General features: G+C 46.9%; 27 protein-coding genes and 1 other annotated feature. Of the genes, 23 read left to right on the top strand and 4 right to left on the bottom strand.

Annotation, left to right across the window (positions count from 1 at the left end; translation table 11 throughout):
* Positions 1 to 13: 13 nt before the first annotated feature.
* The 3 genes from mutM (at position 14) to coaE (ending at position 2,222) form a co-directional block, all read left to right on the top strand.
* Positions 14 to 844: a DNA-formamidopyrimidine glycosylase gene (gene mutM / locus OTK50_RS09035; RefSeq protein ID WP_015417984.1), complete on the top strand. Its 831-nt coding sequence runs from the start codon at positions 14 to 16 to the stop codon at positions 842 to 844.
* Positions 845 to 980: 136 nt separating this feature from the next.
* Entirely contained in the window at positions 981 to 1,613 is a 633-nt protein-coding gene (gene ytaF / locus OTK50_RS09030) for a sporulation membrane protein YtaF (RefSeq protein ID WP_003152461.1), read from the top strand.
* Between the two features lie 15 nt (positions 1,614 to 1,628).
* Positions 1,629 to 2,222, top strand: a complete 594-nt coding sequence (gene coaE, locus OTK50_RS09025; protein ID WP_032873708.1) for a dephospho-CoA kinase — start codon at positions 1,629 to 1,631, stop codon at positions 2,220 to 2,222.
* Positions 2,223 to 2,260: 38 nt separating this feature from the next.
* Here the strand turns inward: coaE and OTK50_RS09020 are convergent, their stop codons facing one another.
* Positions 2,261 to 3,103: an aldo/keto reductase gene (locus OTK50_RS09020; protein ID WP_044801578.1), complete on the bottom strand. Its 843-nt coding sequence runs from the start codon at positions 3,101 to 3,103 to the stop codon at positions 2,261 to 2,263.
* A gap of 58 nt (positions 3,104 to 3,161) precedes the next feature.
* Positions 3,162 to 4,361 carry an MFS transporter gene (locus OTK50_RS09015; protein WP_014305559.1) on the bottom strand — a complete coding sequence of 400 codons (1,200 nt, stop codon included), beginning with the start codon at positions 4,359 to 4,361 and terminating at the stop codon, positions 3,162 to 3,164.
* A 183-nt stretch (positions 4,362 to 4,544) separates the two neighbouring features.
* Between OTK50_RS09015 and OTK50_RS09010 the strand changes: the two genes are divergently transcribed.
* From OTK50_RS09010 to thrS, 9 genes are all read left to right on the top strand, one after another.
* On the top strand, positions 4,545 to 4,931 hold the full coding sequence (locus tag OTK50_RS09010) for a winged helix-turn-helix transcriptional regulator (protein ID WP_003152469.1): 387 nt from the start codon (positions 4,545 to 4,547) through the stop codon (positions 4,929 to 4,931).
* Positions 4,932 to 5,138: 207 nt separating this feature from the next.
* Complete coding sequence (locus OTK50_RS09005; protein ID WP_045208430.1) at positions 5,139 to 6,161, top strand: glyceraldehyde-3-phosphate dehydrogenase; 1,023 nt, start codon at positions 5,139 to 5,141, stop codon at positions 6,159 to 6,161.
* A 238-nt stretch (positions 6,162 to 6,399) separates the two neighbouring features.
* Positions 6,400 to 6,780 (top strand): adenosylmethionine decarboxylase, encoded by a 381-nt coding sequence (gene speD, locus OTK50_RS09000; RefSeq protein WP_003152471.1) that lies wholly within the window; start codon positions 6,400 to 6,402, stop codon positions 6,778 to 6,780.
* Between the two features lie 248 nt (positions 6,781 to 7,028).
* The gene (gene nrdR / locus OTK50_RS08995; protein WP_003152473.1) at positions 7,029 to 7,487 is read left to right on the top strand and encodes a transcriptional regulator NrdR; all 459 of its coding nucleotides are present in this window, start codon (positions 7,029 to 7,031) and stop codon (positions 7,485 to 7,487) included.
* Positions 7,488 to 7,598: 111 nt separating this feature from the next.
* A complete protein-coding gene (locus tag OTK50_RS08990) occupies positions 7,599 to 9,008 on the top strand; it encodes a replication initiation and membrane attachment family protein (protein WP_012118158.1) in 1,410 nt (469 codons plus the stop codon).
* 24 nt (positions 9,009 to 9,032) lie between these two features.
* On the top strand, positions 9,033 to 9,968 hold the full coding sequence (gene dnaI / locus OTK50_RS08985) for a primosomal protein DnaI (protein WP_032873717.1): 936 nt from the start codon (positions 9,033 to 9,035) through the stop codon (positions 9,966 to 9,968).
* 31 nt (positions 9,969 to 9,999) lie between these two features.
* Entirely contained in the window at positions 10,000 to 10,641 is a 642-nt protein-coding gene (locus OTK50_RS08980) for a TVP38/TMEM64 family protein (RefSeq protein ID WP_266121857.1), read from the top strand.
* Positions 10,642 to 10,706: 65 nt separating this feature from the next.
* The gene (ytxC, locus tag OTK50_RS08975) at positions 10,707 to 11,537 is read left to right on the top strand and encodes a putative sporulation protein YtxC (protein WP_045208428.1); all 831 of its coding nucleotides are present in this window, start codon (positions 10,707 to 10,709) and stop codon (positions 11,535 to 11,537) included.
* Positions 11,538 to 11,948: 411 nt separating this feature from the next.
* A complete protein-coding gene (gene thrS / locus OTK50_RS08970; RefSeq protein WP_007613029.1) occupies positions 11,949 to 13,880 on the top strand; it encodes a threonine--tRNA ligase in 1,932 nt (643 codons plus the stop codon).
* A 53-nt stretch (positions 13,881 to 13,933) separates the two neighbouring features.
* Here thrS and OTK50_RS08965 read toward each other — a convergent pair whose 3' ends face one another.
* Positions 13,934 to 14,728: an HAD family hydrolase gene (locus OTK50_RS08965; protein WP_014418604.1), complete on the bottom strand. Its 795-nt coding sequence runs from the start codon at positions 14,726 to 14,728 to the stop codon at positions 13,934 to 13,936.
* A 186-nt stretch (positions 14,729 to 14,914) separates the two neighbouring features.
* Here OTK50_RS08965 and OTK50_RS08960 point away from each other — a divergent pair, with 186 nt between their 5' ends.
* The 8 genes from OTK50_RS08960 to OTK50_RS08925 all read left to right on the top strand — a co-directional run bounded on the left by OTK50_RS08960 (position 14,915) and on the right by OTK50_RS08925 (position 20,490).
* Entirely contained in the window at positions 14,915 to 16,696 is a 1,782-nt protein-coding gene (locus OTK50_RS08960) for a sensor histidine kinase (protein ID WP_045208426.1), read from the top strand.
* Positions 16,674 to 17,408, top strand: coding sequence for a LytR/AlgR family response regulator transcription factor (locus OTK50_RS08955; RefSeq protein WP_007613024.1), 735 nt, complete (start codon positions 16,674 to 16,676; stop codon positions 17,406 to 17,408). Before OTK50_RS08960 ends, OTK50_RS08955 begins: the two co-directional genes overlap by 23 nt.
* Before the next feature lie 129 nt (positions 17,409 to 17,537).
* On the top strand, positions 17,538 to 17,975 hold the full coding sequence (lrgA, locus tag OTK50_RS08950) for an antiholin-like murein hydrolase modulator LrgA (protein ID WP_007613022.1): 438 nt from the start codon (positions 17,538 to 17,540) through the stop codon (positions 17,973 to 17,975).
* Positions 17,976 to 17,987: 12 nt separating this feature from the next.
* Positions 17,988 to 18,671: an antiholin-like protein LrgB gene (gene lrgB, locus OTK50_RS08945; RefSeq protein WP_007613020.1), complete on the top strand. Its 684-nt coding sequence runs from the start codon at positions 17,988 to 17,990 to the stop codon at positions 18,669 to 18,671.
* Between the two features lie 181 nt (positions 18,672 to 18,852).
* Positions 18,853 to 18,983 (top strand) — a sequence feature (ribosomal protein L20 leader region).
* A 58-nt stretch (positions 18,984 to 19,041) separates the two neighbouring features.
* Positions 19,042 to 19,563, top strand: coding sequence for a translation initiation factor IF-3 (gene infC / locus OTK50_RS08940; RefSeq protein ID WP_071543361.1), 522 nt, complete (start codon positions 19,042 to 19,044; stop codon positions 19,561 to 19,563).
* Positions 19,564 to 19,575: 12 nt separating this feature from the next.
* On the top strand, positions 19,576 to 19,776 hold the full coding sequence (gene rpmI / locus OTK50_RS08935; protein WP_003152493.1) for a 50S ribosomal protein L35: 201 nt from the start codon (positions 19,576 to 19,578) through the stop codon (positions 19,774 to 19,776).
* Positions 19,777 to 19,807: 31 nt separating this feature from the next.
* Positions 19,808 to 20,167 (top strand): 50S ribosomal protein L20, encoded by a 360-nt coding sequence (gene rplT, locus OTK50_RS08930; protein ID WP_007613019.1) that lies wholly within the window; start codon positions 19,808 to 19,810, stop codon positions 20,165 to 20,167.
* A gap of 56 nt (positions 20,168 to 20,223) precedes the next feature.
* Positions 20,224 to 20,490: a DUF1294 domain-containing protein gene (locus tag OTK50_RS08925; RefSeq protein ID WP_007613018.1), complete on the top strand. Its 267-nt coding sequence runs from the start codon at positions 20,224 to 20,226 to the stop codon at positions 20,488 to 20,490.
* A 13-nt stretch (positions 20,491 to 20,503) separates the two neighbouring features.
* On the opposite strand, the gene OTK50_RS08920 is transcribed toward OTK50_RS08925, so the two are convergent.
* On the bottom strand, positions 20,504 to 20,896 hold the full coding sequence (locus OTK50_RS08920; RefSeq protein ID WP_003152498.1) for a hypothetical protein: 393 nt from the start codon (positions 20,894 to 20,896) through the stop codon (positions 20,504 to 20,506).
* A 183-nt stretch (positions 20,897 to 21,079) separates the two neighbouring features.
* On the opposite strand from OTK50_RS08920, the gene OTK50_RS08915 reads away from it, so the two are divergent.
* The 3 genes from OTK50_RS08915 (at position 21,080) to araA (ending at position 24,950) form a co-directional block, all read left to right on the top strand.
* The gene (locus tag OTK50_RS08915; RefSeq protein ID WP_007408096.1) at positions 21,080 to 22,165 is read left to right on the top strand and encodes a M42 family metallopeptidase; all 1,086 of its coding nucleotides are present in this window, start codon (positions 21,080 to 21,082) and stop codon (positions 22,163 to 22,165) included.
* A gap of 140 nt (positions 22,166 to 22,305) precedes the next feature.
* Positions 22,306 to 23,271, top strand: coding sequence for a glycoside hydrolase family 43 protein (locus OTK50_RS08910; RefSeq protein ID WP_015387871.1), 966 nt, complete (start codon positions 22,306 to 22,308; stop codon positions 23,269 to 23,271).
* A 185-nt stretch (positions 23,272 to 23,456) separates the two neighbouring features.
* Positions 23,457 to 24,950 carry an L-arabinose isomerase gene (araA, locus tag OTK50_RS08905; protein WP_045208423.1) on the top strand — a complete coding sequence of 498 codons (1,494 nt, stop codon included), beginning with the start codon at positions 23,457 to 23,459 and terminating at the stop codon, positions 24,948 to 24,950.
* The last annotated feature ends 1 nt before the right edge of the window (position 24,951 follow it).

The following is a 24,951-nucleotide window of genomic DNA, read 5'->3' as shown; positions in this document are numbered from 1 at the left end:
GGAAGTGATGATTGTGCCGGAATTACCAGAAGTTGAAACGGTCCGGCGCACTCTGACCGGTCTTGTGAAGGGGAAAACGATTGAATCGGCGGATATCAGATGGCCGAATATCATCAAAAAACCCGCCGAGCCGGAGGAATTCGCGCGGCAGATTGCAGGAGAAACAATCCGATCCATCGGAAGAAGGGGAAAGTTTTTGCTTTTCCATCTGGATCATTATGTCATGGTGTCCCACCTTCGGATGGAGGGGAAATACGGTCTTCATCAGGCCGATGAGCCTGACGATAAACATGTGCACGTCGTGTTTCACATGACGGACGGAACACAGCTCCGCTACAGGGATGTCCGGAAATTCGGCACGATGCATTTGTTTGCGCCGGGAGAGGAATTGAATGCATTACCGCTTTCACAGCTCGGACCCGAACCCGATGATGAAGCATTTACCGCTGCTTATTTAAAAGAGCGGCTTGCAAAAACGAACCGCGCGGTGAAAACAGCCCTGCTCGACCAAAAAGCGGTCGTCGGCCTCGGCAATATTTATGTCGATGAAGCTTTATTCCGGGCGCGTATTCATCCTGAGACAAAAGCGAACAGTCTGTCAGACGGGCAGATAAAAACGCTTCATACAGAAATTAAAGACACCCTTCAGGAAGCGATTGACGCGGGCGGGAGCACCGTCCGGTCTTATATCAATTCTCAAGGGGAGATCGGAATGTTTCAGCTCAAACATTACGTATACGGCAAAAAGGATGAGCCGTGCAAAACGTGCGGGACGATGATTTCTAAAATCGTGGTCGGCGGAAGAGGGACGCATTTTTGCGCCCGCTGCCAAAAAAAATCATAAACTGAAGCGGTTCAAGCAGGCGGCAGCAGAATGACTTTTTTCTAACACAGTTGATGACCTTTCTCCATATATATATTGTGATTCACCCAATAGGCATATGTCACAATTGCTGATCAAGAGAAAGGGAGAAACGGATATGGAGATTGTTTCTTTGCTGCTTTTGGCTTTTGCTGTCAGCTTGGACAGTTTTTCAGTCGGGTTTACGTATGGTTTGAGAAAAATGAAAATCCCGTTCAAAGCGATTGCCGTGATCGCTTGCTGTTCAGCCTCTGTGATGTTTATATCCATGCTGATCGGCCATTTTCTGACAAAGATTTTTCCCGTATCCGTCACGGAAAAACTGGGCGGGCTGATCTTAATCGGAATCGGGGCATGGGTCATCTGGCAATTTTTCAAACCGGCTAAAGAGCCGGATTACTTATTGCATGAAAAAACGTTACTTAATCTTGAAGTGAAATCGCTCGGCATCGTGATTCACATTTTGAAAAAACCGACCAGCGCCGATATTGATCAATCCGGAACCATTAACGGAGTCGAGGCGCTTCTGCTCGGTATCGCCTTATCCATTGACGCGTTTGGCGCCGGGCTGGGAGCGGCCATTCTCGGCTTTTCTCCGGTTATGATGAGCGTGACTGTCGGGCTGATGAGCTCGCTGTTTGTTTCACTCGGCATAAACGCGGGGCATTTGCTCTCAAGATGGAATTGGATAGATAAAATGACATTTTTGCCGGGAGTCCTGCTGATTATCATCGGGATTTGGAAAATGTAAGAAGGAGTGGGCTTTTTGAGCTTGGTCATCGGTTTAACGGGAGGCATCGCAAGCGGCAAAAGCACGGTAGCGCGTATGCTGATCGACAAAAAAATAACAGTCATTGATGCGGATGTCATCGCAAAACAGGCGGTGGAAAAAGGAATGCCGGCTTACGGACAAATTGTGGAAGCATTCGGAAAAGACATCCTGCTGGAAAATGGCGATATTGACAGAAAAAAACTCGGTTCTATCGTTTTCACTGACGAACAGAAGCGTCTGAAGCTGAATCAGATCGTTCATCCGGCGGTACGTGCGGAAATGCTGAAACAGCGGGATGAAGCCGTTGCACGAAAAGAGCAGTTCGTCGTTTTGGATATACCGCTTTTGTATGAAAGCGGGCTTGATTATCTTGTCGGCAAGGTGCTCGTCGTCACCGTACCGGCAGACATTCAGCTCAAACGGCTGATGGAGCGGAATTCCCTTACAGAAGAAGAAGCGATGAGCCGGATAACGTCGCAAATGCCTTTAGCGGACAAAACAAAAAAAGCTGACGCCGTCATTGATAACAGCGGCAGTCTTGAATATACAAAGCACCAGCTTGAGGAAGTATTGAGCGGCTGGGCATAAACAAACACCGTTCGGAAAGCCGAACGGTGTTTTTCTGGTTAAAAATCAAAATTGTCAGGGTCCGGACCGACACGGAGGTTTTCGTTCAGATCATCAATCCGCTTCATATCGTCAGCTGACAGTTCGAAATCAAAGACATTTGCATTCTCTTCAATACGGTGTTTTTTAGTTGATTTCGGAATGGTGATGACACCGTTTTGCAAATCCCAGCGCAAAATCACTTGAGCGGCTGATTTGCCGTACTTCTCAGCGATCTCCTGTAAGACGGGATGATCAAGCAGCTGCCCTTGCATCAATGGCGACCACGCTTCAAGCTGAATGCCTTGTTCAGTGCAGAAAGCAAGCAGTTCTTTCTGTGTCAGACGCGGGTGGTACTCCACCTGGTTGATCATCGGCTTGATTTCCGTTTCTTTCATGAGATGTTTCAGATGGTGAATTTGGAAATTGCTGACCCCGATCGCCTTAATGCGTCCATCCTGGTAGAGGGTTTCGAGCGCCCGCCACGCATCGATGTACTTTCCTTCGACAGGCCAATGAATCAAATATAAATCCAAATAATCTAAACCGAGTTTTTCTAAGCTTGTGTCAAACGCTTTTAACGTTTCTTCATATCCTAAATCGGCATTCCACACTTTTGACGTGACAAAAATGTCTTCACGTTTTAATCCCGCTTCTTGCAGTCCTTGGCGGATGCCTTCGCCGACACCCTCTTCATTTCCGTAAATCGCGGCGGTATCGACGCTGCGATAGCCGTGCACCAATGCCGTTTTCACCGCGTTGACGAGTTCCGCGCCTTCCTCTACTTTGAAAACTCCGATGCCGAACCAAGGCATCTCTACTCCGTTATGCAATGTTGCTTTTGCTTGTAAATGTGTTGTCATGTATATATTCCTCCTATTAGTTGTCTGTTGAAACAATCAAAATGCGCTGAAGAAAAACTCACCTCCTTTCAAGAGCAGTGCGATCCCGCTTTTCAAGCTTCCTGCTCCATCCGGTTAATACGACCGCGCTGAGCACCATCAGCGCCCCGATCCAAGCGGTATGAATGATTCCGATTGAGTCTGTAATGATTCCGCCGGCAAACGAGCCGATCGCGATTCCGGCATTGAATGCCGCGATGTTTAAGGCTGATGCTGTATCAACGGCGCTTGGCGCAAAACGTTCACTCAGCATCACGACATATACCTGAAGCCCCGGCACATTCATAAACGCCAACAGCCCCATGAAAATAATGGTGATCAGCCCGGCTGTTTTAAACGGCGCGGTAAAAGTCAGAACAAACAGCACAGCAGCCTGGACAATGAACATATAAAACAAGGCTTTCAGCGGATTCCGGTTTGATAAACGGCCGCCAATCATGTTTCCGATAGCAATCGCAATTCCGTAAATGAGCAGGATGGCCGCGACGGTTTCTTTCTGGAAACCGGTTACCTCCTGAAGAAGCGGAGATAAATACGTAAACACGACAAACGTTCCGCCGTAGCCTAACGCGGTAATAATAAATAAAAGCAATAACCGGCCGTTTGTGACGAGTTTGACCTGCTCGGAAAATGCGGTTTTCGTCCCTTTACGCAAATGTGACGGAACGAGAAGCGCGTTTGTGAGGAATGCGATGATTCCTACCGCCACAATGACGGCAAAGGCAATCCTCCAGCCGAATTGCTGGCCGAGATAGGTGCCGAACGGAACGCCGGTCACCGTAGCCACCGTCAGCCCCGTAAACATAATGGAAATCGCGCTTGCTCTTTTATGCTCCGGCACGATATTGGCGGCGATTGTTGCCCCGATTGACATGAAAATGCCGTGGGAAAACGCCGAAATAACCCGTGCCGCCAGTAAGACGCCGATTGAGGAAGCGCTCGCTGCGAGTGTATTTCCGGCGATAAAAATTAACATCACCCAGAGCAGCAGCGTTTTCCGTGACATGCCGGATGTGAGAGATGTTAAAACCGGCGCGCCGAATGTCACGCCCAGAGCATACATGGAAACGGTAAGCCCCGCCGTTGTCACAGGTATATGCAGATCTTGAGATATAAGCGGCAGCAGCCCGACGCTGATAAATTCGGTTGTGCCGATCGCAAAAGCGCTGACGGCTAATGCCAGCAGCGCTGGTAAATAGCTTTGGCGATGTGAAGACATCTGTTTTCCTCCTTGAACGATAATGTATGGTTGAAATGATGCCGGGTAAACGATATAAGTATAAGAGTACATTCCTTTTCAGCCGGCAAATGTCATTATGATCGATAGAAGTGTCATTGAAAAGAACGTACTTTTAAGTGCCATAGGCACTTTTTAGTTCCTATAGATGAGGAGGAATTACCGTTGCTGAAGAAAAAATACAATATATCCGTAGAGGCGGCGCTTGAAGTGATCGGCGGAAAATGGAAGTGTGTGATCCTCTGCCACCTCATGCGCGGGAAAAAACGGACAAGCGAATTGAAGCGGCTTATGCCGGACATCACCCAGAAGATGCTGACACAGCAATTGCGGGAGCTGGAAGCTGACGGCGTCATCAACCGGATCGTGTACAATCAGGTGCCGCCGAAAGTGGAATACGAGCTGAGTGAATACGGGCACAGTCTGGAAAGAATTTTAAACGCGCTGTGCGACTGGGGCGCGATGCATATTGCTAAACGGTACGGCGAGGTGTCCTCCGTTTTAGAGGACAGCATTTTAAATGACAAATTTAAAGAACCGGGACAAATATAAGAAAAAAGCAGGCAGCCTGAGACGCTGATCCTGCTTTTTTTATGGAAGAAAGATCATTTTATATGCAAAAAAACCGATTGAACAACATATTGATCGGTATAAGGGTGGATTTTTATCAAGTTGTACTGGCGGATTTCTTTTAATGTGTTATACTATATATAAATAAAAGTAAATTAGAGTGGCATATTAAAAAGGGGTGACCTGAGCATGAAGGTAAAAGTAGCAATCAACGGGTTTGGAAGAATCGGAAGAATGGTGTTCAGAAAAGCAATGGAAGATGATCAAATTCAAATAACAGCCATTAATGCAAGCTATCCCCCGGAAACGCTTGCTCATTTGATAAAGTATGACACAATTCACGGCAAATACGATCAAGAAGTTGAGACCTCCGACGACAGTCTGATCGTCAACGGAAAACATATTATGCTGTTCAATCGCCGGGACCCGAGAGAGCTTCCGTGGAAAGAATGCGGAATAGACATCGTCGTAGAGGCAACGGGGAAATTTAATTCAAAAGAAAAAGCAATGAGCCATATTGAAGCAGGGGCGAAAAAAGTTATTTTAACGGCTCCGGGCAAAAATGAAGACGTTACCATTGTCATGGGAGTAAATGAAGAGCAGTTCAATCCCGATGAACATGTCATTATTTCAAATGCATCCTGCACGACAAACTGTCTTGCGCCGGTCGTCAAAGTGCTTGATCAGGAATTCGGGATTGAAAGCGGCCTGATGACGACTGTTCACGCTTACACGAATGATCAAAAAAATATCGACAATCCGCATAAAGATCTGCGGAGGGCGAGAGCGTGCGGAGAATCCATCATTCCGACTTCTACAGGCGCCGCCAAAGCGCTGTCGCTCGTGCTGCCTCATTTGAAAGGAAAACTTCACGGTCTTGCTTTGCGTGTTCCCGTTCCGAATGTGTCATTAGTGGACCTTGTCTGCGATCTGAAAACAGATGTGTCGGCCGAGCAAGTGAACGCCGCTTTCCAAAGAGCCGCAAAAACGTCGATGTACGGAATTCTTGATTATTCGGATGAGCCGCTCGTTTCTTCGGATTATAATACGAATTCACACTCTGCGATCATCGACGGACTGACAACGATGGTGATGGAAGGCCGAAAAGTAAAGGTGCTCGCCTGGTATGACAATGAATGGGGATATTCCTGCCGGGTCGTTGATCTTATCCGTCATGTCGCCGCGCGAATGAAACACCCGTCAGCTGTGTAGACTAAAGATCATGGACATTTGTTAGAAAAAAACCCTTAACGGCATATTCGCAAAAAACACACCTTGCAAAATAAACTTAAACACAGTATACTATCTTTCGTGAACTTCTTGCTCGTGACTGCTTCGGAATTACTTAAAGGGTTAGGACCTCTCCGGACTAACTTTCCCCCGTGGTAAATGGCCGGGTCAGTTCTCGGAAATTCACTTTTTTAATTCTTGTTAAGGGGGGTCCATGATTATGGAAACAATGGGGCGTCACGTCATCTCCGAGCTGTGGGGATGCGATTTTGATAAGCTCAATGACATGGATTTTATTGAAAAAACGTTTGTAAATGCTGCTTTGAAATCAGGAGCTGAAGTGCGCGAGGTCGCATTTCACAAATTTGCACCGCAAGGCGTAAGCGGAGTCGTTATCATCTCTGAGTCACATTTAACGATTCACAGTTTTCCTGAACACGGATATGCAAGCATTGATGTTTATACTTGTGGAGACCTGGATCCTAATGTGGCTGCGGATTACATTGCGGACGCATTACATGCAGATACAAGAGAAAACATTGAAATACCGAGAGGAATGGGGCCTGTACAGATTAAACAGGCACAAGCGAAAGTACTGTAATTTTCAAAACGCAAACACAAGGGAGCTAAGCTGAAAAAGCCATTACGCGCTTTGAAGCTGATGCTCCTTTTCTAATGTAAAAAAACAGCATTGCTTTTTCTTTAAGCATTTTTTTTGTAAAATAGAAAAGATAAGGCCGGTCTATCGGCTCTCCCAACAAATAGGCTCATCCTAGAAACGTTGGCGGGCATTTACCGGAAGCTTGCGAACCGCATTACAGCAACGAAACAGATGGGAGCTGATCCAATTTGAAATGTCCTTCATGCCAGCATAACGGTTCCCGCGTACTTGATTCACGGCCTGCGGACGAAGGGAAATCAATCCGCAGAAGGCGGGAATGCGAAGCCTGCCATTACCGCTTCACTACATTTGAGAAGTTTGAAGAGATGCCTCTGATCGTCGTGAAAAAAGAAGGCGTCCGGGAAGAATTCAGCCGTGAAAAAATGCTGCGCGGGTTAATTAAAGCTTGTGAAAAAAGGCCCGTTCCTTTAAAAACATTGGAAGACATGTGCTTTGACATTGAAAAAGAGCTGAGAAACCAAGGTGTATCTGAAGTCAAAAGCGAACTTGTCGGAGAAATGGTAATGGACCGTCTGGCGAAAATCGATGAGGTGTCTTATGTCCGCTTTGCCTCCGTCTACCGGCAGTTTAAGGATATAAACGTGTTTATCGATGAATTGAAAGATTTAATAAAGAAAGAACGCTGAGAGAGCTAAGAGATTGTGTCTGGCTCTTTTCTCATGAGCAAAATTGGCATTTGATAGATCGCAGAAACGGTGTAAAATGAGAGTAGAAACATATCGGAAGGTTTGAGAATCATGGCTGACTATTGGAATGACGTATTGCCTGTAGATCCTTATACGGTCAAAAGCCGTTCGCTTCTTCAGGATGTCGACAGACAGGTTTTGACACATCTGTACCAGCCGCTGATCGGTTCTTTTGCATTCTCCCTTTATATGACCTTATGGGGGGAGCTTGAGCAGAACCGCTTGTGGGGAGCGGAATCCACGCACAGGCAGCTGATGGGCATGATGCAGTCAAATTTAAAAAAGATTCATCATGAACAGGGAAAGCTTGAAGGAATCGGGCTGCTGAAAGTGTATATCCGGGAGTCCGAGCAAAAAGAGCGGATGTTTATTTATGAGCTGCTGCCCCCGCTCAGACCGAATGATTTCTTTGAAGACGGCATGCTGAATGTCTTTCTTTATAACAGAGTCGGTAAAACGAAATACCAGCAGCTGAGACAATTTTACACGCATCCTTCCGTCGGCGCGGGTGCAAGGGAAATTACCCGTCCGTTTAATCACGCCTTTGCCTCTTTTCAGCCGAGCGAATGGAAAATGACGCCTGATATGGAAGAAGCGATGAAGCTCCCTGAGGACTATGAGACGGCGTCTGTCGGACAAGCGCCTTCCTATACGGTGACGGAGGAAGTGTTTGATTTTGAGCTTTTCATGGCGGGACTGTCAGAAACGATGATACCGCGCAAATCAATCACGCAGGATGTGCGGGAGAGCATTAAAAAGCTTTCATATTTATACGGAATAGATCCTATCTCCATGCAGCACGTCGTCATGACCGCAATTAATGAACAGGATACGATAACGGCCGAAGCGCTGAGGAAAGCGGCCAGCGACTGGTACCAAATTGAAAGAAGCGGGAAGCTTCCGGAACTGATTGATAAAACACAGCCTGTCACCTTGAGAGAAAACCGGACGGAAAAGGACGATTCATTGAACGGCGAACTCATCGCACAGCTTGAGACCATATCACCGAGAAAGCTTCTTCAGGACATTGCGGACGGGACCGAGCCGTCAAAAGCCGACTTGCAGATTATCGCCGATATTATGTTCGAACAAAAGCTTGAGCCCGGCGTCACCAATGTGCTGATTTATTATGTCATGCTGAAAACGGATATGAAGCTGTCCAAAAACTATATCCAAAAAATCGCCGCCCACTGGGCCAGAAAGAAAGTCAAAACGGTACGGGAAGCAATGAAGCTCGCAATAGAAGAGCACAGGCAATATCTTGATTGGGCGGACGGCAAAACAAACGGCGCGGCGCGCGGCAAAAAAACCGTCCGGGAAGAAAAGCGCCCTGATTGGATGAAAGAAGAAGAAACCGGGAAGAAACAAGAACAGCCGGCTCTTTCCGCGCAGGATCTTGAAGAACAGAAGAAAAAAATGATGGAAGAAATGAAAAAACTGAAAAAATACTCTGCCTATTGAGACAGAGAAGCGGGGTGATATTGAATGGAACCGATCAGCCGATCATTAGAAGGCGTGACGAAAAGACCTGACTTTCAAAAACGCCTGGAACGAATGCAGCAGCAAGTCATGGCCGACGAAGACGTCCAGGCTTTTTTGAAGGAACAGAAAGATGTAATCAATCAAAGCATGATTGACAGAGGGTTAAATAAACTGTACGAATTCGTTCAGCAAAGCAAACAGTGCGCCTTCTGTTCGAAAGACAGCCGGACGAACAGCCTGCTTGAAGGCTATCATCCGAAGCTTGTGATCAACGGGCGTTCCATTGATATTGAATATTACGAATGCCCGGAAAAGAGAAAGCTCGACCGACAGAAAAGACAAAAGTCCCTGATGAAGAGCATGTATATCCAGCAGGATCTTCTCGGCGCGACGTTTCAGCAGATCGACATTACCGATCCGAGCAGAGTCGGCATTTTCCAGCATGTGACGGATTTTCTGAAGAGCTATAATGAAACGGGAAAAGGCAAAGGGCTGTACCTGTACGGAAAATTCGGAATCGGAAAGACATTTATTTTAGCCGCCATTGCTAACGAACTGGCGGAAAAAGAGTATTCATCAATGATCGTATATGTTCCCGAATTTGTCAGAGAGCTGAAAAACTCGCTCCAGGATCAGTCGTTGGAGGCGAAACTGAATATGGTAAAAACGACGCCCGTACTGATGCTTGATGACATCGGAGCGGAGTCAATGACAAGCTGGGTCAGGGATGAGGTCATCGGCACCGTGCTTCAGCACAGAATGAGCCAGCAGCTTCCCACTTTCTTCTCGTCTAATTTTTCACCTGACGAGCTGAAGCATCATTTTACGTATTCACAGCGGGGAGAAAAGGAAGAAGTAAAAGCGGCAAGACTGATGGAGCGGATTTTATATTTGGCTTCGCCCATCCGTCTTGACGGGGAAAACCGCCGCCGTTCATGATGCCGGCGTCCAATGGGAAGGATTTGAGGGAATGAGGAATAAGAAGGCTGTCACTTGGGCTGCGGCTGCGGCGGGAGCGGGCCTTTTGCTGTGGGCAAACCGCAAATATCTGAATCTGTCGCCTAAGGAGATCCGGCTGTGGGTATTATCGTTCGGTATTTTTGCGCCGCTTGTGTTTATCGTTATTTCCATCGTCAGGCCTTTTGTGCTGTTTCCCGTATCAATCGTTTCCGTCGCCGGAGGATTGGCGTTCGGCCCGTTTTTCGGCACCGTGTATACGCTGGCGGGCTCAATGGGCGCTGCCGCCGCGTCATTTTTTGCGGCGGGGCTGTTTGCCTTTAATGAGAAAAGCCGTCATGGAAAAATGGAAGCCATTCAAAAGCAGATGAAAACCAATGGCTTCTTTTATATTTTTATCCTGCGCATTCTGCCTGTTAACTTTGATGTGATCAGCTATGCCGCGGGCCTATCGAAAGTCAGGCCGATGACGTATTTTTTGGCGACCGCAGCGGGCATCATTCCGGGGACGATCGTCCTGAATGTGCTCGGCGCGAGCTTTATGTCCGGCAATGTGCTGACCGTACTCTGCGTGATCTGTCTTTACATCGTATTTTTATCGCTTCCCGTTATATTTAAAAAGAAGGTGCGCCATTTGTTCGGCGGTGAAAGCTAACCTTTACGTCTATTTTAAAAACATCCCCCATATACTTGTAACAGATGCCGTAAGGGGGGACAAATATGCTTGAAGTGATCTTTGAAGATGACCACGATACCGCCGCTTTTTTACATCTCATTCAGCAATCGGACGACCGGAGACATTTTATTGTCCGTGAAGGCACAAAAAAAGTCGGAATCGCAAGGTCTGAAACGGCTTTTTGCGTTCAGCGCTTTATTGAGCCGATACTTGTCAGGTTTTTTTTGGAATGCAAAGAAGACGAGCATATGCTTTCGCTTATTGAGGATGCATACTGCTTCACCGATCAGGATGAACAGCAGCAAATCCTTCAGCTTGCACACAGCATTATGGAAGGAGAGTTGGATGATCATCCGTTCGAGCCGAAGAAAGAGCCGCGCACACAGTTTATTTCAGATGCGCTCCGGACGATTTCACTTGATGCGGGTGTTTTTTCCGTGCGTTCGTTTCAGACGTTCCGGCTCGGCAGGTATTATGAGCGGCTCAGAGAATACGCGGAGGCTGCGATAGATGAATACCGGATGGAACAGGAATATCAAAACTTTATCCAGTCTCTGAGAGATTATGTGACATCCAATCCGCCGCGGATGAAGAAAGTCCGCATCGTACATGACCGGGCTTTTACGCTGTGGGAGCTGCGCTATTTGTCAGAACGGGAACAGAAAAAATACATAGACAGACGGTTTGTGCGGGAGCACCCGATGTATATAGATTCCCATCTCCTTGCGCCTCTGATCTCCATTGCGCCTGAGACGGTAGAACTGTATACTGACAAACCGGAGCATATGATGTCCAGAACGATTCAAAACGTGTTTCAGGAGAGGGTGCGCCTTTTTCCGCTGGGCGCGTTTGCAGCCGAGAAGACGGAAGGATAGCCGCACGGACGGCCTTGCGTAAGCGGCAGGGCTGTCTGTGCGAGAAATCAGACGGAAAACCGAGTTGCATTTTTCTCGCAGACATTTTATAATACATAAAAGATTAATGATTGCTACACGTATTGATAAGGACATGAAGCATTGATACCGGCTTTATAAGAGAGGAGAGCCCAGGCTGAAAGCTTTCCAGCTATGGATCATTGTCTTTACCGCCTTTGAACTTCAGCTGTGAACGCCGGAAGAAGCGCCAGTAATAGCTGACGGGAACTCCCGTTACAGAGTTTAGAGCCGCAGGTGCCGAAATAATCGGCCGCGCGGAAAAAAGGGTGGAACCACGATTCCGTTTATTTAACCTCGTCCCTTTCATAGGGGGCGGGGTTTTTGATTTGCATAAAAAAAGGAGTGACGAAGATGTCAGATATGATCAACATCACATTTCCGGACGGAGCGGTAAAGGAATTTCCGAAAGGAACAACAACAGAAGATATCGCGGCATCCATCAGTCCGGGATTAAAGAAAAAGTCTTTAGCCGGAAAACTGAACGGACAGGAAATTGATCTAAGAACGCCGATTCAAGAGGACGGTGCCGTAGAAATCATTACAGAAGGCACAGAAGAAGGTTTGAACATCATGCGGCACAGCACGGCGCATTTATTGGCCCAGGCGATTAAACGCATTTATAAAGATGTGAAATTCGGTGTCGGCCCCGTCATTGAAAACGGGTTCTATTATGACGTTGAAATGGAGCAGGCGCTGACGCCGGATGACCTTCCGAAGATTGAAAAAGAAATGAAACGCATCGTCGGTGAAAATCTGCCGATTATCCGAAAAGAAGTGAGCCGTGATGAAGCAAAAGCCATGTTTGCGGAAATCGGCGATAATCTGAAGCTTGAACTGCTGGATGCCATCCCAGAAGACGAAACGGTCTCCATTTATGAGCAGGGCGAATTTTTTGACCTCTGCCGCGGCGTGCACGTGCCGTCTACAGGCAAAATTAAAGAATTTAAGCTGCTGAGCCTTGCGGGCGCATACTGGCGCGGCGACAGCAAAAACCAAATGCTTCAGCGCATTTACGGCACAGCCTTCTTTAAAAAGGATGACTTGAAAGAGCATTTGCGGATGCTTGAAGAAGCGAAAGAGCGTGACCACCGAAAACTGGGCAAAGAATTAAAATTGTTCGCCAACTCTCAAAAAGTCGGACAAGGCCTGCCGCTCTGGCTGCCGAAAGGCGCAACCATCCGCCGCGTGATCGAGCGCTACATTGTGGATAAAGAGCTGAGCCTCGGTTATGAGCACGTCTATACGCCTGTTCTCGGAAGCAAAGACCTGTACGAAACATCAGGGCACTGGGAACATTATCAGGAGGGCATGTTCCCGCCGATGGAAATGGACAATGAAACACTCGTGCTCCGTCCGATGAACTGTCCTCACCATATGATGATTTACAAACAGGACATTCACAGCTACCGCGAGCTTCCGATCCGCATCGCCGAGCTCGGAACGATGCATCGATATGAAATGTCCGGGGCGCTTTCAGGTCTTCAGCGCGTACGCGGCATGACGTTAAATGACGCGCACATTTTCGTCCGCCCTGACCAGATTAAAGAAGAATTCATCCGCACGGTCCGTTTGATTCAAGACGTATACGAAGACTTCGGCCTGAGTGATTACACATTCCGCCTGTCTTACCGCGATCCTGAAGACACGGAAAAATATTTTGATGATGATGAGATGTGGAACAAAGCGCAATCCATGCTGAAGGCGGCAATGGACGAAATCGGCCATGACTATTATGAAGCGGAAGGCGAAGCGGCGTTTTACGGCCCTAAGCTTGACGTGCAGGTGAAAACGGCGATCGGCAAAGAAGAGACATTGTCAACTGTACAGCTTGACTTCCTTCTTCCGGAACGCTTTGATCTCACTTACGTCGGGGAAGACGGCAAACAGCACCGTCCTGTCGTTATTCACCGCGGCGTCGTGTCAACGATGGAGCGTTTCGTTGCTTTCTTAATCGAAGAGCACAAAGGCGCCCTTCCGACATGGCTTGCGCCGGTGCAATTCCAAGTCATTCCTGTATCACCGTCCGTGCATCTTGACTATGCGAAAAAAGTGCAGGAGCGCCTGCAGCGCGAAGGCCTGCGTGTCGAGCTTGACAGCCGGGACGAGAAAATCGGCTATAAAATCCGTGAAGCGCAAATGCAAAAAATCCCGTACATGCTTGTGGTCGGTGACCAAGAAGCGGAAAACGGCGCGGTAAATGTCCGGAAATACGGCGAGCAGAAATCAGAAACCGTCTCATTGGACGATTTTGTGAAAAAGGCTGTAGCCGAAGCGAAAAAATAATCGGAAATACAAAAAACCCCGTTCATTCAGAATGGGGTTTTTTGCGTATAAAATTATCTTTCTTTTTGTTTCTCTATAATCGCAAACAGCTCGTGAAGATCGCTGATCACGTAATCAGGCGCAATGTCCGTATCATTTTTCTTTTGTGTCCGGTTTACCCAGACTGTCGTAATACCTGCCCGTTTCGCTCCCAATATATCAGTATTGAGGTTATCTCCGACCATAATGGCGTCTTCTTTTTTCAGATTCAGGAGGCCGAGGCAATGTTCGAATATGGAGGCGTCGGGTTTCCCTTTTCCGAAAGCGCCTGAGATGACGATTTCATTAAAATAAGGCGCGAGCTCAGGAACGCCGGCGAGTTTTTCTTTCTGCAGGCTGGGATCGCCGTTTGTCAGCAGAAGCAATTCATAAACACCTTTCAGCTTATCAAGCACCGCAAACGTTTCATCATACACATACGGACGCTGTCTGCGTTCCGCCGCGAAAAACTCCGCCAAATATTCGCCGTAAGCCGCATCGTCTATACCGACGCTTTTTAAGCCGTTCGTCCAGGCGTTTCGTCTGTATTCCGGCGCAATCCGATTCAGCTGTTTAAATCCTTCGCTGACCGGCTCGGAAAAATTCGCCCATAATCCTTCAAACGGATTAATGCCGATCATGACCGTATAAGGATAGGTTTCGTATGACATATACAATTCCCGTGCCGCTTTCCGAACCGCTTCTTCAAATGTATGCGGGTCAAGGCCATATTTTTTTTCCGCTTGTAAACATGTTTCTCTGAATGTTGTTCTGACGCTTTTTTCATCCCATAACAGTGTATCGTCCAAATCAAAAAATACGGCTTTCATGATCTTCTCCTCTTTGTTATATTCTGAAACTCTCTGCCGCAAGGCTCCCGTTTATTCTACAATAGATATATAGACTGTGAAAGATTTGTTTTCAGATGATTTGAAAAAAACAGGCAGGTTTGTGTCAGATTCTGTCTCAGGCTCTAAAACGTGATAAAATAAAATTTGAAAGAACAGGTGAAAAGTATGCTGCATTTGATCATCATGATGCTGGAAAGAGTCGGAATCATCGTCATATTGGGATTTGTTCTGGCTCATACCAGATTGTTCAGACAGGCGCTCCAGCAGCCTGAAAGCTATAAAGGCAAAGCGGTGCTGATTTCAATTTTCTCGCTGTTCAGTATCATCAGCAACTATACGGGAATAGAAATCCAGCGGAATACAATCATGAATAATGACTGGGTGTTTCAAATTAATCCGTCCGGTTCAATTGCCAATACAAGAATTATGGGCGTTGAAATCGGCGGACTCTTAGGCGGCCCGTATGTGGGGATCGGCGTCGGCATACTGGCCGGCCTGCATCGTCTATCACTTGGCGGCGCGACCGCAGTCAGCTGTGCCGTCTCATCCGTTTTAGCGGGCATTTTATCCGGCTGGATCGGACGGTATTTCAGAAAACGCTATGCGATGCCGACACCGCGGGTGGCCGCGCTTGTCGGACTCGGGATGGAATCACTGCAAATGCTGCTCATCCTCTTGATGGCCAAGCCGTTTTCTGATGCTTGGACGCTTGTGAGCATCATCGGCATCCCGATGATATTGGTAAACGGGTCAGGGACTTTTATTTTTCTTTCGATCATTCAGTCGATTATCAGGAAGGAAGAACGGACGAGAGCCCTTGAAACCCATAGGGTGCTGATGATTGCCGATCAGACGCTTCCGTTTTTCCGCCAGGGGCTGAATGAAAGCTCATGCAAAAGCGTCGCCGCCATCATCCACAGGCAAACAGGAACGGACGCGGTATCGCTTACGGATAACGAAAAGATTTTGGCGCACGTCGGCGCGGGTGCCGACCATCATATTCCGTCTGAAAGCCTGATTACCGGATTGTCAAAGCGAGTCATTAAAACGGGTCATATTATGAAAGCGACATCAAAGGAAGAAATTGAATGCACGCACGATCCTTGTCCGCTGCATGCGGCGATTGTATTGCCGCTGACGTCAAACGGCAAAACGATCGGGACGCTGAAAATGTACTTTAAAAGCCCGTCAGGTTTAAGCCGGGTTGAAGAAGAGCTTGCAGAAGGACTCGCCATGCTGTTTTCCACCCAGCTTGAACTCGGCGAGGCGGAACTGCAGAGCAAATTGCTGAAAGACGCAGAAATAAAGGCGCTTCAGGCACAGGTCAATCCGCATTTTCTGTTTAATGCGATCAATACGATTTCTGCTCTTTGCCGTACGGATGTGGAAAAAACCCGAAAGCTTCTGCTGCAGCTCAGCGTCTATTTCCGTTCCAATCTGCAGGGGGCAAGGCAGCTGCTCATCCCGCTTTCTAAAGAACTAAACCATCTGCAGGCATATTTATCATTGGAGCAGGCCCGTTTTCCCGGGAAATATAAAATCAGCCTTGAAATCGAACGCGGTTTGGAGGACATCGAAATTCCTCCTTTTGTGCTGCAGATCCTCGTCGAAAATGCGCTCCGCCATGCATTTTCAAGAAAGCAGGACAGCTGTGCCGTCAATGTCAGCGTGGTATCCGCCGGTCAGTCGGTTTTAATGCGGGTTGGAGATAACGGGCGGGGAATTGATCCGGAATTGCTGTCCGTGCTCGGAAACCGTCCGCTCCCGTCTAAAGAAGGGACGGGAACCGCGCTTTACAATTTAAATCAGCGGCTGATCGGGCTGTTCGGCCCCAAAGCAGCCCTGCGATTGGAAAGTGAGGCCGGCAAAGGTACGGACGTATCATTTGAGCTGCCTTTGAAACTGATGACTAAAGGAGAAGAACATGCTGAAGGTGTTAATCGTTGATGATGAAATGCTGGCAAGAGATGAATTAGCTTATTTGCTGAAACGGACGAATGAAGTAAGTGACATAAACGAAGCAGAAAATATTGAATCCGCTTTTGACAGCATGATGGATCAAAAACCGGATCTGCTGTTTTTGGACGTTGATTTGTCAGGAGAAAACGGATTTGACATTGCCAAACGGCTGAAAAACATGAAAAATCCGCCGGCCGTCGTTTTTGCGACGGCGTATGACCAATTTGCTTTAAAAGCCTTTGAAGTCGACGCGCTCGATTATTTAACGAAGCCTTTTGATGAAGAAAGAGTGCGCCAGACGATCAGAAAGTTTAAAAGAGTGAAGCAGGACAGGGCAGGAGCCGTCTCAGAGCAGCCGTCCGCAGCCGGAGCGCATAAACTGGCTGTATCAGCCGGTGAATCTATTGTCATTTTAGATACGAAGGACATTATTTTCGCCGGCATGGAAGACGGGCACGTTTCCGTCAAAACGTTTGCCGCGTCTTATTCCGTTCATGAAACTTTGGCTGTCATTGAGAAAAAACTGCCTGAGACGGGTTTCTTGAGAGTGCACCGCGCGTTCATCGTGAATACGGAGCATATTACGGAAATTCATCCTTGGTTTAATTCGACGTACAATCTTATCTTAAAAGACGGCTCTAAAATTCCCGTCAGCCGTACATACGCCAAGGACTTAAAAAAGCTGCTTCATATTATATGAGGCGGCTTTTGCATTTCAGCAGCCGTTTTTTGCATTTCAGAATGAATATTCAGCCGTTTATTATGAAAGCGCTTTAAAAATTGATTTCTCTTTTATAATGGACCTAACAAAGAGAAAGAGGTGAAGAAAATGAGTGCGAAAAAAGTGTACGGATTTCTGACACAAGCATTTATTTTTGCCGTAATTATGCTCATATCTAATGGGATTGCAGCGATTGTCCCCATTCCTATACCCGCTTCCGTAGTAGGTTTGGTGTTATTATTTGTCCTCTTATGTCTGAAAGTGATTAAGCTTGAACAAGTAGAAACGCTGGGAACATCATTAACGTCACTGATCGGATTTTTATTTGTCCCGTCGGGCATCTCCGTGATGAATTCACTTGGCGTCATGCAGCAGTACGGCGTGCAGATCGCACTCGTCATCTTACTCGCCACCATCATTCTGTTAGGGGCGACAGGCCTTTTTTCTCAGCTGATCTTGTCTGTCAGCCAAAAACGTCAGAAGACTGCTCCTGAAAAACAAACGGTGCGCCGTTCCAATCAGGAAAAAGAACTTGTGCAGCATTAGGAGGGAAATCGGATGAGTCCATATTTCGGTATTGTCGTTTCACTTGCGGCCTTTGGCATCGGCACGTATTTATTTAAAAAAACGAGAGGCTTTTTCCTCTTCACCCCGCTGTTTGTCGCGATGGTGCTTGGAATCCTTTTTCTGAAGCTCGGCGGTTTTTCATATGAAGATTATAAAAACGGAGGAGACATTATTAAATTCTTCTTGGAGCCCGCAACGATCGCTTTTGCCATCCCTTTATACAAACAGCGTGACAAACTGAAAAAATACTGGTGGCAGATCATGTCTTCTATCATTGTCGGCTCTATCTGCTCAGTCACGATTGTCTATTTGATCGCAAAAGGCATTCATCTTGACGCGGCCGTTATGAAAAGCATGCTTCCGCAGGCGGCGACAACGGCAATTGCCCTTCCGCTGTCAAAAGGAATCGGCGGCATCACCGACATCACCGCTTTTGCCGTTATTTTCAACGCCGTTATCGTCTATGCTCTGGGCGCTTTATTCTTAAAACTGTTTAAAGTAAAGCACCCAATCTCTAAGGGACTGGCTCTCGGCACATCAGGACACGCACTCGGTGTTGCGGTCGGTATTGAGATGGGGGAAGTAGAAGCGGCAATGGCAAGTATCGCGGTTGTCGTCGTAGGAGTGGTGACGGTGCTGGTCATTCCGGTATTCGTTCAGCTCATCGGAGGATAAACCTGGGTCATAGACCCGGGTTTTTTATTGTCCGGCAGCATCTGCGGGCGGCAAAGAACGAAATTTCACATTTTTCCTTGCGCTCACCCCGGCATCGTGTTAAAATGAAAAAGTTGATCCGGAGAAGTCATTCTTGACTAATGATCCGGTATTGTGTAGAATAGTTATTGAATTGAATATAAATCACAAGCAGAGGCACCCGCTTCTCACCTGATTGACACATTCATGTAGTTGGCAGGTTGACCGTACATTTTTATTTATGCAGATGTTCGTAGTGTGGGTGTGTTGTCATGCCCGCACTTTTTGTTTGCCTGCAGAATGCAGTCAAAAAGCGTTGTGAATCAATTCGAAGAAACTATGGAGGTGGCTCATTATTAGCAAAGATCAATTGGTTAATGAGGGTATCCGTGCACGTGAAGTTCGTCTGATCGGACAAAATGGCGATCAGCTCGGCATCAAGTCCCGTCAGGAAGCACTTGAAATCGCCGGCCGCGCAAATCTTGACCTTGTGTTAGTTGCAGCAAATGCAAAACCGCCTGTCTGCCGCATCATGGACTACGGTAAGTTCAGATTCGAGCAGCAGAAAAAGGACAAAGAAGCACGCAAAAATCAAAAAATCATTAACTTAAAAGAAGTTAGATTAAGTCCGACGATCGATGAGCATGACTTTAACACGAAATTGCGCAATGCGATTAAATTCCTTGAAAAAGGCGATAAAGTGAAAGCTTCTATCCGCTTTAAAGGGCGCGCAATCACTCATAAAGAAATCGGCCAGCGCGTATTGGACCGTTTCTCTGAAGCATGTGCGGAAGTTGCGACAGTCGAAACAAAACCAAAAATGGACGGCCGCAGCATGTTCTTAATGCTCGCGCCGAAAAACGAAAAGCAATAAGGAGGAAATCCCATGCCAAAAATGAAAACTCACCGCGGATCTGCTAAACGTTTTAAAAAGACAGGTTCTGGGAAGTTAAAACGTTCTCATGCATACACAAGTCACTTATTCGCCAACAAATCCCAAAAGCAAAAGCGTAAGCTTCGCAAGGGTGCTATTGTAAGCGCAGGAGACTTCAAACGTATCAAACAACAGCTTGCTAACATCAAGTAATCGGACAAGGAACAATTAGGAGGGAAATATAATGCCAAGAGTAAAAGGCGGAACTGTGTCGCGTCAGCGTCGTAAAAAGGTTCTTAAATTAGCAAAAGGTTATTTCGGTTCAAAACATAGATTATACAAAGTAGCAAACCAGCAGGTCATGAAATCAGGAAACTATGCATTCCGTGACCGCCGTCAGAAAAAACGTGATTTCCGTAAGCTTTGGATCACTCGTATCAACGCTGCTGCACGTATGAACGGTCTGTCTTACAGCCGTTTAATGCACGGTCTTAAGCTTTCAGGCATCGAAGTAAACCGCAAAATGCTTGCTGATCTTGCTGTAAACGATCTTACTGCTTTCAATCAGCTTGCTGATGCTGCTAAAGCTCAGTTAGACAAGTAAGTTGAAAAAGCCGCTCTCTTTCCGGGAGCGGTTTTTTACGTAAAGGGTGACAATCAATGGCTCTCTTCATTTACGCCGTATTGATAAACGGATACGGCTTTTGGATCATGGGCGCTGATAAAAGAAGAGCAAAGGCACACCGGTGGAGAATATCAGAGAAACGAATATGGCTCACAGCCGCCATGTTCGGCTCACTCGGCGTATGGATCGGCATGCGCACCTTCAGGCATAAGACGAAACACAAATCCTTTTTATACGGGGTGCCGCTGCTTTTTCTCACTGAAGCCGCCCTTGTGCTGATGTATTTGATGTATAAAACATAAAAAGCAGGAGAGCTTATCGCTCGCCTGCTTTTTTCGCTTTTTTGATGGGCTGGTCCCAATCAATCTTGCAATTCGGATACCGCTCCAATACCTTTTTTTCGACTTCTTCAAAATCACCTGCAGAAAAGCGGTTCAGCTTTTCCGGATTTTCGGTCCATACAAATATTGTATGGATAAACAGCGGATGATCTTTGGAAGGGATATGCTTTTCTCCTTCAAAGAGCACTCCTTTATAAGTAAGCTGGAGATTTTTTCGCGTGTTTTTCTGTTCGTCAATAAAATAAAAATTCTCTTTTGATTGCGCCAGTCTGAGCCTTCTTTTCGGGTTTGCGTAGAATTTGACGCACATGTAAATAAAATAAATAAGAAGTGCAAGCAAGACAATCCTCAATACTGTAATGGCCATATGTGTGAAGGCACCTCCTCACCTTTGTCATGATCTGATGTAATACGAAAAACAAAACAAAAGGTTTCATTTTTTTAAAAGAAATAGATAAAAACATTTACCCGTTTTTCAGGCGAATTAATCGTATGCTTCAGCAATGGTTTTGTATAATAAGAAGGGTAGTGAAAAAAAGGAGGTTTATTGATGACAAAATTAGATGAAACGCTCACCATGCTGAAAGCGTTAACGGATGCAAAGGGGATACCGGGAAATGAGAGAGAAGTAAGACAAGTGATGAAATCATACATAGAACCATTTGCCGATGATGTCACAACAGACCGGCTGGGAAGCTTAATCGCCAAAAAAACCGGCAAAGAAAACGGTCCGAAAATCATGATCTCAGGGCATTTAGACGAAGTCGGTTTTATGGTGACGCAAATCACTGATAAAGGCTTTCTCCGCTTTCAAACCGTCGGCGGCTGGTGGTCTCAGGTCATGCTGGCCCAGCGCGTCACCGTCGTGACAAAAAAAGGGGACATCACGGGGATCATCGGTTCGAAACCGCCTCACATTCTGCCTCCTGACGCCAGAAAAAAAGCCGCCGATATTAAAGAGATGTTCATCGATATCGGGGCGTCCAGCCGTGAAGAAGCAATGGAATGGGGCGTTCTTCCGGGTGACCAGATTGTGCCGTATTTTGAATTTACAGTGATGAACAATGAAAAGCATTTATTGGCGAAAGCATGGGACAACCGTATCGGCTGTGCGATTGCCATCGATGTATTAAAAAATCTGAAAAACAGTGATCACCCCAATGAAGTATACGGGGTCGGAACCGTTCAAGAAGAAGTCGGGCTGCGCGGGGCGAAAACAGCGGCACATACGATCCAGCCTGATATCGCGTTCGGTGTGGATGTCGGAATTGCCGGAGATACACCGGGAATTTCTGAAAAAGAGGCGCAAAGCAAAATCGGCGAAGGGCCGCAAATTATTCTGTATGACGCATCAATGGTATCTCACAAAGGGCTGCGCGACCTTGTCGTGAACACGGCGGAAGAAGCGGGAATTCCGTATCAGTTCGATTCCATTGCCGGAGGGGGCACGGATTCAGGTTCCATTCACTTAACCGCAAACGGAGTGCCGGCGCTGTCCATTACGATCGCGACGCGCTACATTCACACTCATGCCGCTATTTTGCATCGGGATGATTATGAGAATACGGTAAAATTGATCACAGAAGTGATTAAAAAATTAGATCGGGAAACGGTTGACCGTATTACTTATCAATAAAGATACGGAAGAATCTGCTTTTTTAAGCAGATTCTTTTTTTTGTCTGTACAAATATGAACCCTGCGTCTACAATAAGAGAAGACATAGAAAAATCTTACAACACGTTTTTGAAAGCGCTTTAAAAAGGGAGGGTTTACAAATGAAAAACAGATTCAGACGCATGATCCGCTTTTCGTGCGCAGCCGTTACAGCCGGGCTGCTGTTGATGTCTTCATCTCCGGCATCTGCCGCGTTTTGGGGGGCATCAAATGAATTGCTTCACGATCCGACAATGGCGAAGGAAGGAAACACGTGGTACGCTTTCGGAACCGGTTTGGAAGGGGAGAGGGGACTTCGCGTCTTAAAGGCGGGAAGCGGCGGCGTATGGACCGTTCAGAAATCAATTTTTACTTCCCCGCTGTCATGGTGGGGCAATTATGTGCCGAATTACGGGCTGAATCAATGGGCCCCCGATGTTCAATATTTTAACGGAAAGTATTGGCTGTATTATGCCGTTTCTTCATTCGGTAAAAATACCTCCGCGATCGGTCTTGCATCATCTACAAGCCTCAGTTCGGGAAACTGGAAGGACGAAGGGCTCGTCATCCGTTCAACAAGCGCCAATAACTACAATGCAATTGATCCGGAGCTGACAATTGATAAAGACGGAAACCCTTGGCTTGCCTTCGGTTCTTTTTGGAGCGGCATTAAGCTGACAAAGCTTGATAAAAATACAATGAAACCGACGGGATCACTTTATTCCATCGCTGCCCGACCGAATAACGGCGGAGCTTTGGAAGCGCCGGCGATCACCTACCAGAACGGCTACTATTACTTAATGGTGTCGTTTGATAAATGCTGTTCAGGCGTGAATAGTACGTACAAAATCGCTTATGGAAGAAGCAAAAGCATCACCGGCCCATATCTCGATAAAAGCGGGAAAAGCATGTCAGAAGGCGGAGGGACGATTCTTGACTCCGGCAATGACCGCTGGAAAGGCCCGGGCGGTCAAGACATTGTGAACGGGAATATTTTAGTGCGTCATGCGTATGATGCCGAAAACAGCGGAATTCCGAAGATGCTCATCAATGATATCGATTGGAGTTCAGGCTGGCCTTCCTATTAATTGATCAGCCGGGCATGTGTGTCCGGCTTTTTTACTTGCAATAAAAGATTGACAGTTTGATTCCTCCTTAACTATAATAAAATTGTTCGTACAAATAAAAGGATTAAAGTTTTTTAGTTTATATTCATACGTATATTTTTTAAAAAAATGCAAGCGCTTTATTTTGATGGGAAGGGGAAATGAATGTGCTTCAGAACAAAGAATATGAATTTTGGTTTGTAACGGGAAGCCAGCACTTATACGGAGAGGAAACGCTGCAGCTTGTCGATAAACACGCAAAGGGAATATGTGACGGCCTCAGCGGGGTGTCATCAAGATACAAGATCAGGCATAAACCGGTTGTCACGTCATCTGAAACAATCAGAGAGGTTTTGCGGGAAGCGCAGTATCAAGAAAACTGTGCCGGGGTCGTGACGTGGATGCATACATTTTCCCCTGCGAAAATGTGGATTGAAGGTCTTTCCGCTTTTCAAAAGCCGATGCTTCATCTGCATACCCAGTATCATCGCGACATCCCGTGGGAAACGATTGATATGGACTTTATGAACAGCAACCAATCCGCTCACGGAGACCGGGAATACGGATATATCCAGTCAAGAATGGGGCAGACGAGAAAAGTCATCGCAGGCTATTGGGATGATGAGGAAGTCAAACATGACATTTCGCAATGGATGAACACGGCTGCCGCTTGGAATGAAAGCAGGAATATTAAAGTAGCCCGGTTCGGCGACAATATGCGGAATGTGGCGGTTACTGACGGAGACAAAGTCGGCGCCCACATTCAATTCGGCTGGCAGGTTGACGGGTACGGAATCGGCGATCTTACCGAGGTGATGAACAACGTCACCGACGCAGAAATTGAGGCGCTTTATGAGGAATACAACAAATTGTATGTCATCAGCGACGAAACAAAACGGGATGAAGCAAAAGTTGCTTCCATTAAAGAACAGGCGAAAATTGAACTCGGATTAACGGCCTTTCTCGAACGGGGCGGATATACAGCGTTTTCGACCTCGTTTGAAGTTTTGCACGGAATGAAGCAGCTTCCGGGTCTTGCCGTTCAGCGTCTCATGGAAAAAGGGTACGGATTTGCCGGCGAAGGCGATTGGAAAACGGCTGCCCTTGTGCGAATGATGAAAATAATGGCGGACGGAGAACAAACCTCCTTCATGGAAGATTATACGTACCATTTTGAACCGGGGCGTGCGATGATTCTCGGATCACATATGCTTGAAGTATGTCCGACGATCGCCCTTGATCAGCCGAAAATCGAAGTCCATCCTCTCTCAATCGGAGGGAAGGAAGATCCGGCCCGGTTGGTCTTTAACGGAATCGGCGGTTCAGCCATCATCGCCAGCATCATTGATATCGGCGGGCGATTCCGTCTCATTCTGAATGAAGCGGAAGGCAGGGAAATTGATCATGATATGCCGAATCTCCCTGTGGCGCGGGTGCTGTGGAAGCCGGAGCCATCGCTGAAAACAGCTGCGGAAGCATGGATTTTGGCGGGAGGCGCCCATCATACCTGTATGTCCTTCCGGCTTACGGCTGAACAGATGCTTGACTGGGCTGAGATGGCAGGCATTGAAAGTATCTTTATTTCCCGCAATACCGAAATACATGAGCTGAAAAAAGAGCTGAAATGGAATGACGTATTATACCGGCTGGGAGGGAATTAAT

This window comes from Bacillus sp. NEAU-CP5, assembly GCF_026420705.1.
Taxonomy (GTDB): Bacteria; Bacillota; Bacilli; order Bacillales; family Bacillaceae; genus Bacillus; species Bacillus velezensis.
Note: the sequence above shows the minus strand (reverse complement) of the source record. Positions and strands in the feature narration are given on the sequence as shown.